Origin of the sequence: Terriglobus sp. (assembly GCF_965201105.1) — a bacterium.
In the GTDB taxonomy this organism is placed as follows: domain Bacteria; phylum Acidobacteriota; class Terriglobia; order Terriglobales; family Acidobacteriaceae; genus Terriglobus.
Genome location: NZ_OZ241741.1, coordinates 1,228,055 through 1,242,263 on the forward strand (window position 1 = coordinate 1,228,055; position 14,209 = coordinate 1,242,263).

General features: G+C 62.1%; 10 protein-coding genes and 1 riboswitch. Of the genes, 5 read left to right on the forward strand and 5 right to left on the reverse strand.

What is annotated here, in order from left to right; genetic code table 11:
• Positions 1 to 63 precede the first annotated feature (63 nt).
• Together ACOFKT_RS05385 and ACOFKT_RS05390 are read right to left on the reverse strand one after the other, a co-directional pair.
• Entirely contained in the window at positions 64 to 2,010 is a 1,947-nt protein-coding gene (locus ACOFKT_RS05385) for a M1 family aminopeptidase (protein WP_419806391.1), read from the reverse strand.
• A 136-nt stretch (positions 2,011 to 2,146) separates the two neighbouring features.
• Positions 2,147 to 3,457 (reverse strand): lipid-A-disaccharide synthase, encoded by a 1,311-nt coding sequence (locus ACOFKT_RS05390; RefSeq protein ID WP_419806392.1) that lies wholly within the window; start codon positions 3,455 to 3,457, stop codon positions 2,147 to 2,149.
• Positions 3,458 to 3,573: 116 nt separating this feature from the next.
• Here ACOFKT_RS05390 and ACOFKT_RS05395 point away from each other — a divergent pair, with 116 nt between their 5' ends.
• Positions 3,574 to 3,987 (forward strand): hypothetical protein, encoded by a 414-nt coding sequence (locus ACOFKT_RS05395; RefSeq protein WP_419806393.1) that lies wholly within the window; start codon positions 3,574 to 3,576, stop codon positions 3,985 to 3,987.
• Between the two features lie 80 nt (positions 3,988 to 4,067).
• Here ACOFKT_RS05395 and ACOFKT_RS05400 read toward each other — a convergent pair whose 3' ends face one another.
• From ACOFKT_RS05400 to ACOFKT_RS05410, 3 genes are all read right to left on the reverse strand, one after another.
• Positions 4,068 to 5,132 carry an anion permease gene (locus ACOFKT_RS05400; protein WP_419806394.1) on the reverse strand — a complete coding sequence of 355 codons (1,065 nt, stop codon included), beginning with the start codon at positions 5,130 to 5,132 and terminating at the stop codon, positions 4,068 to 4,070.
• Positions 5,133 to 5,155: 23 nt separating this feature from the next.
• Positions 5,156 to 5,779 (reverse strand): DUF47 domain-containing protein, encoded by a 624-nt coding sequence (locus tag ACOFKT_RS05405; RefSeq protein ID WP_419806395.1) that lies wholly within the window; start codon positions 5,777 to 5,779, stop codon positions 5,156 to 5,158.
• Between the two features lie 125 nt (positions 5,780 to 5,904).
• Complete coding sequence (locus ACOFKT_RS05410) at positions 5,905 to 7,947, reverse strand: ABC transporter ATP-binding protein (protein WP_419806396.1); 2,043 nt, start codon at positions 7,945 to 7,947, stop codon at positions 5,905 to 5,907.
• A gap of 89 nt (positions 7,948 to 8,036) precedes the next feature.
• On the opposite strand from ACOFKT_RS05410, the gene hemW reads away from it, so the two are divergent.
• From hemW to ACOFKT_RS05430, 4 genes are all read left to right on the forward strand, one after another.
• Entirely contained in the window at positions 8,037 to 9,251 is a 1,215-nt protein-coding gene (gene hemW / locus ACOFKT_RS05415; RefSeq protein WP_419806397.1) for a radical SAM family heme chaperone HemW, read from the forward strand.
• Between the two features lie 21 nt (positions 9,252 to 9,272).
• Positions 9,273 to 10,316 carry a threonine aldolase family protein gene (locus tag ACOFKT_RS05420; protein ID WP_419806398.1) on the forward strand — a complete coding sequence of 348 codons (1,044 nt, stop codon included), beginning with the start codon at positions 9,273 to 9,275 and terminating at the stop codon, positions 10,314 to 10,316.
• Positions 10,317 to 10,416: 100 nt separating this feature from the next.
• Positions 10,417 to 10,587: riboswitch (cobalamin riboswitch) on the forward strand.
• Positions 10,588 to 10,642: 55 nt separating this feature from the next.
• Positions 10,643 to 13,114, forward strand: coding sequence for a TonB-dependent receptor (locus ACOFKT_RS05425; protein ID WP_419806399.1), 2,472 nt, complete (start codon positions 10,643 to 10,645; stop codon positions 13,112 to 13,114).
• A 110-nt stretch (positions 13,115 to 13,224) separates the two neighbouring features.
• On the forward strand, positions 13,225 to 14,187 hold the full coding sequence (locus tag ACOFKT_RS05430; protein ID WP_419806400.1) for a hypothetical protein: 963 nt from the start codon (positions 13,225 to 13,227) through the stop codon (positions 14,185 to 14,187).
• Positions 14,188 to 14,209: the final 22 nt, after the last annotated feature.

Below are 14,209 nucleotides of genomic sequence, written 5' to 3' on the forward strand. Positions count from 1 at the left end.
GACAGTCGGCGAAGTGTACCGCGCGCACGGGACGCGTGTCGCGCGGCTGGTCCGCATGCAGCTTTACTGGCCCTGCGCCTCTCGAGTGTAGGGCTTGGTAAGCCACTGGCGTGCTTCGTTGATTGCGCCCTGGGTGTTGTCGTTGGTCTGCACGGCAAGGCGGTACTCGTTGACGGCGCGGTCGCGCTGGCCGGTCACGTCAAAGATTTTGCCCAGGCCGATGTGGCTCCAGACCTCCGTCCACTTCGGCTCGCCGTCGCCGCGGAGTGCGTCGCGGTAGCTGTTGGCGCTGGACTGATAGTTCCGCTGGGTGAAGAAGATCTCCGCGATGCGATAGTTGGCCAGCGAGGAGCTGTGGTTCTGGTCAAGCGCCTTCTGGTACTCAGCCAGAGCGCCGATCAGGTCGCCCTGCGCCACCAGCAATTGGCCGCGCAGCACGGAAACACGCACCGCCAAATCGGGCGTGGACTTCAAGATCCAGTTATCCGGGTCGATTACGATGCGGCGCGGCCGGCCAAAGGTCTCGATGGTGTAGCTGGAGTCGGTGCCACTCACGTCGATACGCTGCGACTCGGTCTTGCCGTCGGTTTCGATGCGCAGCTCGACCGGCATGCGGAACAGGTCCAGGTCCTGTGAGATCGCCCCGATGGTGCGGAACCCCTTGTTGCCGCCCAGCCGGAAGACCGAGAACTTGTCATTGAAGTTGGGAGCGCCGGTACCGTCGATCCACTGCGCAAAGAAGCCGGCGGTGTTCACGCCGCTGTTCTGGGCGTTCAGCACGGCCGCTACGTCGGTGCCCCGCACAGACTTGTCGGTGTACTGCGAGAGCAGGCCGCGCAAAAACGCGGTGAACTTATCGTCGCCCATCTCGTAGCGCAGCATGTGGAAGATCATGGCGCCCTTGTCGGGCGTTTCCGACTGGAACTGCGGAGAGAACGGATCGACGCGGGTCAGGGTGCTCAGTGGAGCGGTGTCGTAGGCAAGCGCGCTCGCCTCGATGTCCGGCAGTGTGGCCTGCAGCGCGCCTTTGCCCGCGGACTCTTCCAGATACATCAGCTCGGCATAGCGCGCCATGCCGTTCGTGATCCAGGCGTCACCCAGAGTCGCGGGACTCATCTCAGAACCCCACCACTGATGCGCGATCGTGTTCGACAGCAGGCGATAGCTGTTTGTCTGGCCGATGCGGTTGCCGGCGATGCCCGCCAGTTCGGGTGCCCAGGTGCCGGTAAAGGTGTCATTCGGCAGCTCGACAATCTGCAGCTTGCTGGTTTCCGGCTGACCGAAGGTGGTGGTGAAATATTCCAATTGCCGCTGCGCCACAGCGCCATACTCGGCCGCGGTCGCCTTGTTCTTGTCGAGCACGAAGAGCGAAATCGTTGAAGCACCCGCCGGTCGGATCTCCGGCAGGAACTTGCCCGCAATCAGCGTGCCAGGGAAGCCCGGCCTGGACCATGCGAAGTCGAATTCGGTGCGATTGCCAGGAAGACTCTTCTTGCCGGTGAAGCCGGAGGCGATTGCTGTTTGGTCACCCGGCACGCGCACGTGCAGGTTCATGGTGAACCGGTTTGTGAACAGGCCGACCACGGGGAACCAGCGGCCGGGGTACAGCAGCGTGGAGATGGGGTTGGCTACCTCAGCCGTCTTGATGCCTTCGACCGGGCTGGTGTCCGACCCGGAAAGCGTACCGCTGTACACAAACTTCATGGTGCCGGCTGTGCCCTTTGTGACGGTGACCGGCAGGGCAACGGCAATGGTGGAGTTTTGCGCGTTGCGCTCGGATTGCAGCGGCTTGCCATCGCCGCCCGTGAGCTGCGTGACGCGGAGGCCGTTATTTAGCTCAAACGTCGCAGTCGAGATGTCCTCCAACGCCGTGAGCGAAACGGTAGCGGTGGCGCTCAGCTTGTTCGTCGCCGGGTCCAGGTCGGCATCAATCGTGTAGCCGGTGACCTGAACGTTCTGACGCGGCGGAGTTTGAGCAACCAGCGGTGCGGCAAACACGAGCGCGACCAAAAGAGCGGCTCGGGAAAGTCGTGCAGCGATAAGCATCCAGTCCTCGGGGACAGCAAAGTGCAGCGCACGCGGGCGCTCGTCAGGTTGTTAGACGCGGTTGCCACGCCGCGGGATGAACGGGCCGCCCCGTACCTTTTCAGGAAACCGAAGCAAGCTCCTGCAACACGGCGTCGCGTAGCCGGTCCATGGAAGTCTGTTCGCCGGGCGCAAGCAGCGCTTGGCGAACTTCGCGCAGGCCGGCAATGGCTTCGTCGCGTTCCGGCCCGTCCTGCAGCAGTGGACGGAGCGCGGCAACGACGTTTTCTGCCGTGAACTGATTCTGCAACAGCTCTCGCGTGACCCGCCGGCCAGCGATCAGGTTCGGCATGGCGACGGGCAGATTGCCGAAGCTGTCGGGCGTTGCGAGAACCTCAGGCGGGTAGGCGACAAGGCGCTTTGCCGCCCGAAAGGTCGCGTTCGAAACGCGATAAACGGTAACGAAGGGAGTTCCCAAAACAGCCGCCTGCACGGTTGCGGTTCCGCTGGCGACCACAGCCGCGCGGCTGTGCAGAAGCGCCGCCCGTGCGTCGTGCACTAGGGTGACACGCGGCTCAGGAGTCGCTTTCAGGTAAACCGCCACGGTCCGCTGCATGCCGTAGAGCTGCTGCGCAGTGAGACCTGGAGCGATCGGAATCAGGTATTCATACTCGTTTCCCAGCAGTTTTGCCGCTTGCACCAATCCGGGCAGGTTGGCTGCGATTTCCCCTGCGCGGCTGCCGGGCAGCAGCGCGACCCATGGCTTCTGCGGGTCAAGAGGGTAGTGCAGCAGTGCCGGATCCGTCTCGATGGTCCAATATGGCCGAGGGTGAGTGCGCCTGGGGAGCTCGCTCAAAAGATATTGCCGTTGTTCGAGTGCAGCCGCAAGCTGGGCATACTCCTCTCGCGGGATGGAGGGCAGCGGTGCCTCGGCAAGCGGGTGGCCGACAAATGTCGCGCTGACGCCCCGAGCCTGATAAAACGGCTGCTCGAACGGGAAGATCGTCAGCATTTGCGACACGCGCTGTTGCACCCAGCGTAAGCGCTTACGCTTCCACGCCCAGAGCTGCGGACTGACAAACCAGATCACCGGGATGCCGAGCCGCTTGCAGTGCTTTGCCAGCCGGAAATTCACGTCGGGAAAATCAATCAGAACTGCGACGCTGGGCCGCTCGCTTCGGATGGTTCGCACCAGCCTGCGATAGCTGTTCAGCACGCGCGGCACATGGCGCAGTATCTCTGTAATGCCCATAAAGGCGACGTCTTCGGCTCGCACGATCCTGCGTTGTCCCGCGGCCAGCATCGCGCTGCCACCCAGACCGACGAAGGTCGCCTCCGGCAAAGCCTGCCGTAGCCCGGTAATGAGCTGCGCACCGTAGTGGTCGCCGGATGCCTCGCCGGCCGAGACGAAGATGAGTGGGTCAGCGCGCATCCTGACCCAGTGTAGGCCGCAACCCGCGAAGGCAATCGCCGCAAGAGCAGTTGGAATCGTGTGCGGCAACTCGCGACACGGAACGGCAGTCTCTTGTGCAACAGGGGAGGTTCTGCGTGATTGTCTGGTCTGGTCTTGGATTTCTTGGGGCGTTGATTCCGTTCGTGACGGCGATTCTTGCGGTGTTTGCGGCCAATGCCGCGCTCGGAAGAGGGTACGGTGCCATGCACATGTGGCCCATGGCGCTCGGCGTGCTGATTGGGGCGGGTCTTGTGTACCTGTTGAGTGTGCGCCTGGACAAGCCGGGCCGCCTGCTGATCGATCCGGCAACAGGGCAGCGGGTGGTAATGAAGTCACGCCACACCCTCTTCTGGATCCCGCTGCAGTGGATCGCGCTTATCGCCGCGGTCGTCGGTCTGCTGCTGTTTCTGGTTCCCGCGAACACGATGGGTAAGGGTGGGAAATACGACACGTCGACACCGTCAGAAAACACAAGACTTATGCAGCCGCAGCACGTCCCTTCCGCGTAAGGGACCCGTTCATTCAGGCGAAACGGCCGTAGTCGCGGCCTTTCGGCCGTAGTTGCGGTCTTTCGCCGGCGTTCATAATCTTAGTGAATGGCGGCCGCGTTGACGAACGGTTCCAGCCCGAAGTGGAGCATCAGGTAGAACAATCCGCCCATCAGCGCCGCACCCGGGAAGGTAAGTATCCAACCGTAAACAATGCGGCGCGCCCAAATCCATCGGACGGCGTGCAGGCCGCGCGTGGCACCCACGCCGCTAATGGCACCGCCGATCGCATGCGTGGTCGAAATCGGCACCTTGGCAAAAGTCGCCAGGCCGATGGTGAAGGCCGCTGCAAGTTCCGCGGAGAAGCCGCCCATGGGCCGCAGATGCGGTGTGATGCGAGAACCCATCGTCTTCACGATTCGCCAACCGCCAATCATGGTGCCAAGGGCGATGGCCGCGTGGCAGCTCAGGATGATCCAGAGCGAGATTTCGTGGTGCAGTCCGAAGAGTACATGCTTCGAGTTGGCGTACTTCGCATAGCCTGAACTGACCAGCAGGGCGACGATAATGCCCATGGTCTTCTGTGCGTCATTCGTGCCGTGGCCTAGCGAGTACGCTCCGGCAGAGACCAGCTGCAGCGAACGGAAGAGCTTGCTTGCTTTCTCGCGCGGCACCTTGAACGTGCTCCACGCCACGATGTGCATGAACACGTAGCCGAGCACCATGCCGATGATTGGGGACATAACCAGAAACACCAGCACCGGAACCCAGCCGCTGACCAGAATTGCGTGCCAGCCGGCCTTCATGATGGCCGCACCCGCCAGGGCCGAGATGATGGCGTGCGAGGAACTGGTTGGCAACGCTAAGTACCAGGTGAGCAGGTTCCACATCACGGCGCCGAGCAGGCCGCCAAAGACGATGTAGACGCTCATGACCGCCGGATCGATCAGATTGTTGCTGATGGTGTGAGCAACACCGGTGCCGAACACGAACGCCGCGACGAAGTTAAAGAACGCGGCCCAGACGACCGCCTGCGGAGGCGTGAGCACCCGCGTGGTTACGATGGTGGCGATGGAATTGGCGGCGTCATGCACGCCATTCAAAAAGTCAAACAGCAGCGCGACGAAGACGACGACAATGACCAGGGCTAACGGAGTGGCGTGCATGCAGGCGTCGGTTCGTCCCTTGGTCAGTCGTTTTTCAGAAGGATGCGTTCGACGGTGCGGCCCAGGTTATCCAGCAGGTAAATTGCTTCCAGCATCAGGTCGTGGACTTCACGCTTCTTCATCACCTGCAGCGGGTCCGGCTGACCGGAATACAGCTCCAGCAGAAAGCGGTCGCGCGCCTGGCGGGCCTGCTCTTCCTGCCTGCCGATCTCATCCAGGTTCGGCCGCAGCGAGGTCAGCTTGGCATCCTTGCGCAGGTGCTTCAACGCCGCGGCGAGCTCACGTGCCATCACTTCAATCGCGGTCGTGTGCGAGCGCAACGAAGGATGCATTTCTTCCAGCCGGTACAGCTCCATGCGGCGTGCGCTGGTCGCGATGACAGAGATCACCTCATACAGCTCACTCGCGAGCTCCAGGATGTCCTCACGGTCGAATGGCGTGATGAATGCCGTGTCCAGGCGGAGCAGGCTTTCACGCATGACGCGGTGAGCCTCATGGCGGGTCGCCTCCATTTGCCCGACGTGACCGTTGGAACCCGGCCAAAGGTTCATCGATTGGCTGAGATCGGTGGCTTCGCGTTCGAGGCATTGCCCCAACTCCTCAAAGTGGTCGAAGAAGCTGCGGTCTTTGGGCATGACGCTGAACATTGCGTTGCCTGGTTCCTTTCCGTGACACGTTCGACGCCGGTTGAGCGGGCGGGCACGCTAAGCGATGGGGCTCGTTCCGAAGGATAGCTTACCTAACCCGTAAGTTGTACGCGGCAGTGCTGAATTCACGCAGCTGTCATCGGGTGCCGCGCGATGTGGGCAGACGCCTGCTCGACCAGAGCAGGCGTCGACGTCGCGGCCAGTCCATGCGTCAGCTCCTGGTCCTTGTATTGCAGTTCATACAGCTTCCAATACAGGCCCCGTTCCGCGAGCAGTTGGTTGTGGGTGCCCGACTCGCGCAGTTGGCCCTTGTGCATCACCAGGATGACGTCCGCGCGCTGAATCGTCGATAGCCGATGCGCAATCAGCACGGAGGTGCGACCCGTGATCATGGTTTCGAGCGCGGCTCGCACACGCAGCTCGGTTTCGGTATCCACCGACGAAGTTGCTTCATCGAGAATCAGGATCGCGGGACGGTGTGCCAGGGCGCGCGCAAAGCTGATGAGCTGCTTCTGTCCGGTGGACAGCGTTGCGCCGCGTTCATGCACCTCCGTGTCGAAGCCGTGCGGAAGTGTGCGGATAAAGTCGCCAACATTGACCTCATCGGCGGCGTGTTCCACCTCGGCATCGGTGATGCGTTCGGTGCCAAGGCGGATGTTCGTACGAACCGTACCCGTGAACAGGAAGGCGTCTTGCAGCACCACGCCAAAGCGCTGCCGAAGCAGATGCACTGATTGCTGGCGCACGTCCACGCCGTCGATCAGAACGCCGCCGCGCTGAATGTCGTAGAAGCGCATCATGAGCGCGGTGATCGTGGTCTTGCCTGCGCCGGTATGGCCCACGATCGCCGCTGTCTGGTCCGGCGCGATGGTGAACGACACGCCCCGCAGGATCCACTCGATACCGGTGTCAGCCGCAAGCTGTTCGTCGGTCGCGTTCGCAACGAAGCTCTGTTGCTCCGGCGTGAGCGCCTGGTAGGTGAACCACACGTTACGGAACTCGATGGAGCCGAGCGCGGGATTGCCGGTCTGTGCCGGGGCCACAGGAGAGCTGGGTGTGACGATCTCAGGCGCGGTGTCGATCAGCGCGAACACGCGCTCCGAGGCTGCCATGGCCGCCTGCAGGATGTTGTATTTCTCGCTCAAATCCTGGATGGGGCGAAAGAACCGCTGCGCGTACTGAATAAACGCCACCAAGATGCCCAGCGTGACGGCGCTGCCCAGAAATCGCCGTTCGAACAGAACGCTCAGGCCGCCCTTCCAAAGAACAAAGGCGATCGCCAGCGTGGAAAGGAACTCCACCGCGGGGTAGTACAGCGAGTACGCCTGCACCTGGTCCACATAGGCGTCACGATGTTCGGCGTTGGTCCGCTCGAATTCGCGGAACGACCGTTCCTCGCGGTTGAAAAGCTGCACCACGCTCATGCCGCTGATGTGTTCCTGCGTGTACGAATTGATCTTTGCAATGGCCGTACGAATGAGGCGGTAGCTTCTGCGGACGGCGATGCGGAACAGCCGCGTGATGTACATGATCACCGGCAGCACGGCGAGGGTCAGCAGCGCCAAGGCCCAGCTCATGCGAAGCATGATGGCGACGATGAAGACGAGCACAAACACGTCTTCAAAGATGGCGAGCACGCCGGAGGTGAACATTTCGTTCAGCGCGTCCACATCGCTGGTCACACGGGTCACCAAGCGGCCGACGGGGTTCTTGTCATAGAAACCGATGTGCATGCTCTGCAGGTGCCGGAAGATTTGCGAGCGCAGATCGAACATGACCCGCTGGCCTGTCCACTGCATCAGGTAGGTCTGCACGAACTCAAGGCCGAAGCTGAGCAAGAGCGCCGCCAGGTAAACGCCCGCGCACTGCGCGATGCCGGTCAACGCATCCGGCGAGAGATAATGCACAAACCACGGCGGGTTTGCCGATGGGGTGTGGATCATGTAGCGGTCGAGCGCGAGCTTGACCATGTAGGGGCCGACCACGTCCGCGCCGGCTTTCAGCAGGACGGCGATCAAGCTCAGCGCAACGGACGCCTTGTAGGGGCGCAGGTAGGTGAGCAGCCGGCGCATCAACCGGCTGTCGTACGCCTTGCCAAGCACATCGTCGTCAACGGACGTGGCCTGCTTCTTCTTGCTCTTTGGCTTTGCTGGATCGGCTTGCGCCATGTAATTGCCATTCTAGATGCGGCAAGCAGCACTCCCGGTGCAGCCTGGCCGCGAAAAGGCAATTGAGAGGCGCATGGGAAAATAGTGAAGTGTCGCGCCCGGTTGGAATCTACGTCTCGGTGCCATTTTGCCGGGCGAAGTGTACGTTCTGCAACTTTGCATCGGAGGCGTTTCCGCCGGAACGGATGCAGGTGTATGCGGATCGCGTGACGCAGGAGATTGCAGAGCTGCCGCAGCTTGCGGGAGCGCTGGGCTGTACGCTGCCGGAGATCGCGGATTCGATTTACCTGGGCGGGGGTACGCCGTCGCTGCTGGATCCGGCGCAGTTTCGCGCGTTGTTTGCGGCTTTGCAGCAGCGCTTTGTGATCGACACGAATGCAGAGATCACGCTGGAGGCCGCGCCCGGTCAGATTGGTCAGGAACTGCTGGACACTGCGCTGCGGGCTGGCGTCAATCGCATCTCGTTGGGTGTGCAGTCGTTTGTCGACCGAGAAGCGCGAGCCGTGGGGCGGTTGCATACCGCCGCGGTGTGCAGAGCGGAGATCGAGAGGCTAAGCATCATGGGCGTGCCGCGGCTGAGCGTGGATCTGATCGCGGGACTACCGTTTCAGACGCCTGCAAGCTGGGCCGAGTCGCTGCTGCAAGTGCTGGAAAGTGGCGTCGAGCACGTGTCGGTGTACATGTTGGAGACGGATGGTGACTCGCGGCTCGGCACGGAGGTCGAGCGTCTGCGCGCGACATCGCAGTTGACGGTTCTTGGAGAGCAGGCCCGCTATCATGCCAGCGCCGTACCTTCAGAAGACATGTGCGCGGACCTGTACGCCCAGGCCTGTGACACGCTCGCGGCACACGGGTTTCTGCAGTACGAGATTTCGAACTTTGCGCTTCCGGCAGCAGAGTCGCGCCACAACCGCAAGTACTGGGAGCGGGCACCCTACGTGGGTCTCGGACTCGATGCGCATTCCATGCTGTACAACGCGGATGGCGGGACGGTGCGCTTTCAAAACGGGGACGAACTCGATACGTATTTGGTAGAGAGCGGGCCGAGCGAGACGTTCAGTATTTCCAGCGAGCAGGCGTTTGAAGAAGCTGTCTTCCTCGGCCTGCGGATGGTTGAGGGTGTGACGCTTGAGCAGCTTGCCTCTATGCAGCAGCCGGCGATGTTGCAGGCTTTGCTGGAGCGTGCACATGCGTTGGCGATGGATGGCCTGATGACTGTCTCTAACGATCGCCTGGCTCTCACGGGAAAGGGCCGAGTGCTGTCCTCGGCCATCTTCGGCGAGCTGCTTACCACCGCTGCTTAGAACACGATTAGGAGAAAGATAATGCCACCCAAGACTGAAATGATCGACCTGCGCAGCGACACCGTGACCAAACCTACGCCTGCCATGCGTCAGGCCATGGCGAATGCCGACGTTGGCGACGACGTGTATGGGGAAGACCCGACGGTCAATCGCCTTGAGCAGCGTGCCGCGGAGATCTTCGGCCGCGAAGCTGCAATTTTTGTGCCCACCGGCAGCATGGGCAACCAGATCGCATTGCATCTGCACACCCAACCAGGCCGTGACGTGATCTGCGAAGCGCGCGCGCACGTGTTGGATTGGGAGATGAACATGGCGGCGATGTTCAGCGGTTGCCAGCTGCGCACCGTTGTGGGTGAGCGCGGCGTGCTTACGTGGCACCACATTGCGCCTGTGCTTTCGACGGGAGGTTTGTATTACAAGGCGCAGACCGGGCTCGTTTGGCTTGAGAATACGCACAACATGGCGGGCGGCACGGTGAGCTCTGCGCAGATCATGCGCGAAGTAATCGAGGGTGCTCACGCGGCAGGTCTGCCCGTGCATCTGGATGGCGCACGCGTCTTCAATGCCGCGGCGGCGCTCGACGCTGACGTGGCGACGCTCACGGCCGGCTTTGACTCCGTAAATTTTTGCTTGTCCAAGGGGCTCTGCGCGCCGGTGGGCTCGGTGCTGGTCGGCTCGCGTCCGTTCATCGACGGTGCGCGTTCGGTACGCAAGGCGCTTGGTGGAGGCATGCGGCAGGCCGGTATTCTTGCCGCTGCAGGCTTGATCGCGCTTGAGGAGATGCCGAAGCGACTGCACGAGGACCACGCAAATGCGAAGCTGCTGGCAGCGCGGCTCGGCAACGCACCGGGCATCGCGGTGGAGGGCACGCCGGAGACGAACATCCTGTTTTTTGCTGTGGAGCGGGGCGCCCCGGAGCTAGTGGCCGCCATGCGCGAACGAGGCGTGCTTGCCAGCGCGATCGGTGACCAGCGCATCCGGCTCGTCACGCATCGGGACGTTTCCACCGAACAATGCGAACAGGCGGCACGCGTGATCGGTGAGGTACTCGCAAAGGCCGCTTAGCCGGCCGCACCGTGGCAACAGGTAGACTGAGTTCTCCTCCACCCTGCAATCTCGCCGCTGCGCGTGTTGCGTGTCATGAACCCCAAGCGCACCGGAATGCAATGGGAAGCGCGGTGAAAGTCCGCCACTGCCCCGCAACTGTAAGCGCGCCTGCTGTGCCGAGAGGTACGGCACGTCACGGTCTCGATGCCGGTCCGTCACTGCGTTCGCGTGGGAAGACGGCACGGTAGCTCGACGAGCCGGGGACGTGAGCGCGTAAGTCAGGAGACCGATTCCGGCTGCCGGCTTCGAACCAGCGCTCCGAGGGGAGCGTAGGAGATTCCTGCATGTTCGGACTTCCGTCCTGTCGAGGACGCGCACTCTCGCGCGCCTTCACTACGCTGCTAACCCTGGCACTTTCCTCCTCACTTGTATACGCCGCAACACTCCGCGGCACCGTTCGCGACCCGCTTGGACACGGTCTCGCCTCCACCGTGACGCTGCTGCGCAACGGCCAGGAAATCGCCGCAACGGCCACCGATGCGAACGGCAGCTTTACGCTCCATGCCTCCGGCAGCGGGCGCTACGTTCTACGCGCTACAGCACCAGGCTTTGCATCGCAAAGTTCGCAGGCGCTTTTCGTCCAAACGGACAGCAGTGTAGCGCAGGACTTATACCTGCATCTTGCGCCGCGGCGGGATGACATCACCGTTTCCGCAACCGGTCTTCCTACACCTATCGAGCAGACCAGCGTCGCCGTCACGCTGATTCCAACAGAAGAGCTTGCGACGCGCTTCGGCATTGCGGACGAGCTTCGATTGCAGCCCGGCGTTTCGGTCGTGCAAAGCGGCGGTTACGGCGGCGTGACGAGTCTTTTCGTGCGTGGCGGCGACTCCACGTCAAACCAGGTACTTATCGACGGTGTTCCAGCCGGCGACGTAGGTGGGCGTTTCGACTTCAGCAATGTGGCAAGCACAGCAGTCAGCGGCCTGGAGTCGCAGCGCGGCCCCAACAGCGTGCTGTACGGCACGGACGCACTCGCGGGCACTGTGCGCTTCGACACGCCACGCGGCGGTGCGCGGCCCGTGCTGAACTACTCAGGAGATGCCGGCAACTTTCACACCTGGCGCAACGAGGCAGAACTCTCGGGAGCATACCGGCACGTGGATGGCTACGTGGCGGTGAGCCGTTTCGACTCATCCAACGCATTGCCGAACGACCGCTATCACCTGATTACCGTGGCGGCGAATGTTGGCGTTCAGATTGCGCCTGAGTTTTCGTTGCGCGGTACCGTGCGAGACGGCGTCAGTGCCACGGGAGTTCCCGGCGCGTTTAACTTTTACGGCGTTGCCGCGCAAGCAAGGCAGGGCGATCAGGACCTTTACCTGTCCGCCGCACTCGACGGTACGGTGCACGGCAACCTGCACCAGAGTGCGCGTTACCTGGGCGCGCGCAAGCGTGAGCAGTTCGTTGAATTCGGTGCAGTCGGCACGCCGATCACTGTCGGCTCCGGACCGTTTGCGTATACAGCTAACTTCGGCAACAACGTTACGATTCACGGCGCCAATGGCACAGTCGCCACTGGCCGCGCGCAACTGCTGAACGGCGTGAATGACCGCTCGGATTCTGTATCGAACCGCGATGGTGTGCAGTACAACGCGGACTACCGCTTCACGCCGCACCTGTCAGGCTTGGCCGGCTTCCGCTTTCTTGACGAACGCGGCAGCTATCGTTATCCCACCTACGGCATCGATCAGACGGCAGAGCGCCGCGACTACCAGTACACCTTGCAATTGCAGGGTGACCTGTTCCGCAGAATCTTCTACTCGCTTGGTGGCGCCGTGCAGCGCAACACGCTGTACGGTACGGAGGGAACGCCGCGGCTTGGCATTGCCGGGTATGCGGTGCGGCCCGGCGCGGGCTGGTTCCAAGGTACGCGGCTCCACTTCAACTTTTCGAAAGGTGTGCAGGAACCGAATCTCAACACACAGTTGACGTCGCTCTACGGCCAGCTAAGCGCAGCAGGCAACGCTTCAGCCATCGCGCGTTACGGCATCTCGCCCATCGGTGCGCTCCGCGCACGTACCTACGAAGGCGGTGTGGAGCAGAGTATCGCCGGACAACGCTTGCTTTTCCGTGCGAACTATTTCCATAACGAGTTCGGCCGGCAGATTGAATATGTGAGCGGCGGCGACCTGCAGCAGTACTTTGGCCTGCCGCTCGGCAGCCTTCTCGGCAACCCGTATGCGGGCGCGTACCTGAACTCGCTCCATTTTCGGGCACAAGGCGCTGAGTCGCAATTGGAGTTCAGCCCGATGCGACACGTCTTCCTGCGTGGCGGGTATACATACCTGGACGCGCGCGTGCAGCGATCGTTCAGCGGAGACGTGACTGCGGCGCTTGGGGGTTATGCGAACACCAATCCGAACTACCCGGACACGCCCATAGGGAGCAGCTCGCCGCTGATCGGGGCACGGCCGTTTCGCCGCGCGCCGCACACCGGCTTTGCCGTGGCAGAATACTCGTCCGGGAAGTGGAGTGCCGGCTTGAAAGCGGCGTTCTCATCGCGCTCCGACGACAGCACGTTTTTGTCTTACAGCAGCCTTGCGGGGGACAACTCGTTGCTGTTGCCCAACCGCAATCTTGCATTCGGTTACACAAAGCTGGACGCAAACGCGACCTGGCAGATGCTGCCAAAGGTTGCGCTCTTTACGCAGATGAACAACCTGCTCGGCCAGCAGCATACCGGGCCGATCGGCTATCCGGCGCTGCCGTTCAATGTTCGCCTGGGCATTAAGCTTCGGCTCAGCCGGGATTAGCTTCCGCCAACCGACGCCTGCTGCCGGTACATGGCCGGCAGCAGGCATTCCTCGTCCTGCGCGGCGCGTCCAATATACAGGCGTGCCAACCGCGCACGCGGAGGAATTCAATGATTTCAGGCGTACGATTCGCCCCGGTAATGCTGCTGTTCGCCGCACTCAGCGGCTCCGTTCTGGCCCAACAGGAAGGCCCGGTCACCACGCGCGTGCTGGTGCGCGCAGAAGCAAAGAAGAACAGCGCTGCGCCAACGTTGCGCACCAGCGACATAAAGGTCGACGTCGCTGGCCGCGACCTTCCTGTCCTGAGCGTTGCGCCCGCGCTTGCGTCGCCCGGCCTTTCCGGCAGCCGCAATAGCCGGCCGCTGGAGATTGCCGTGCTGCTCGACGACGGTCTGCGCACCAACTTCGACACGAACCTGGGTGAGGTCACTGATTTCGTGCGGAGTGCAGCGTCGCCCAGCACCTCGGTCGGTGTTGGTTACATGCGCAACGGGTCCGTTTATTTTAGCCACGGCTTCAGCAGTGATCCTGATGTTGTCGCAAAGTCCGTGCGCATTCCGCTGGCATCCGGCGGCATCAGCGCAAGCCCTTATTTTTGCCTGCAGGATCTGGTGAAGCATTGGCCGACCAACACCGGGGCGTCCCGCGTTGTTCTGATGATCACCAACGGTATCGACTACTACAACGGTTCGGTGAGCCCGCTGAACCAGGACAGCCCTTACGTGGATGGGGCCATTCGCGATGCGCAGCGTGCAGCGGTGCCGGTTTACTCCATTTACTTTGGTGGCCGCGGCGTGAATGGTTTTTACAGCAGCGCGTCCGGGCAAAACTACCTGGGCCGGCTCGCGCAGGAAACAGGCGGCGATACCTACAATCAGGGCCAGATCACTCCGCCTTCTATCGCTCCGTTCTTCCGGCAGTTCCAGCAGGCGCTGGCGCAGACGTACGAAGTGAGTTTTCAGGACAGCGGTCGTAACCTGCAGCGCCTGAAGGTGAGTACGGCAGTTCCGGGTGTCAAACTGCAGGCGCAAACGGAAGTACAAGCCGGTTCGCCCGCCAGCGCGCGCGAGTAAGCACGGGCTTCCCAAAGACGCA

Coding starts and splice junctions, on each gene's coding strand:
- ACOFKT_RS05390 (WP_419806392.1), bottom strand. CDS start 3,457: ATGCGCGCTGACCCACTCATCTTCGTCTCGGCCGGCGAGGCATCCGGC.
- ACOFKT_RS05400 (WP_419806394.1), bottom strand. CDS start 5,132: ATGCACGCCACTCCGTTAGCCCTGGTCATTGTCGTCGTCTTCGTCGCG.
- ACOFKT_RS05405 (WP_419806395.1), bottom strand. CDS start 5,779: ATGTTCAGCGTCATGCCCAAAGACCGCAGCTTCTTCGACCACTTTGAG.
- ACOFKT_RS05410 (WP_419806396.1), bottom strand. CDS start 7,947: ATGGCGCAAGCCGATCCAGCAAAGCCAAAGAGCAAGAAGAAGCAGGCC.
- ACOFKT_RS05420 (WP_419806398.1), top strand. CDS start 9,273: ATGCCACCCAAGACTGAAATGATCGACCTGCGCAGCGACACCGTGACC.
- ACOFKT_RS05425 (WP_419806399.1), top strand. CDS start 10,643: ATGTTCGGACTTCCGTCCTGTCGAGGACGCGCACTCTCGCGCGCCTTC.
- ACOFKT_RS05430 (WP_419806400.1), top strand. CDS start 13,225: ATGATTTCAGGCGTACGATTCGCCCCGGTAATGCTGCTGTTCGCCGCA.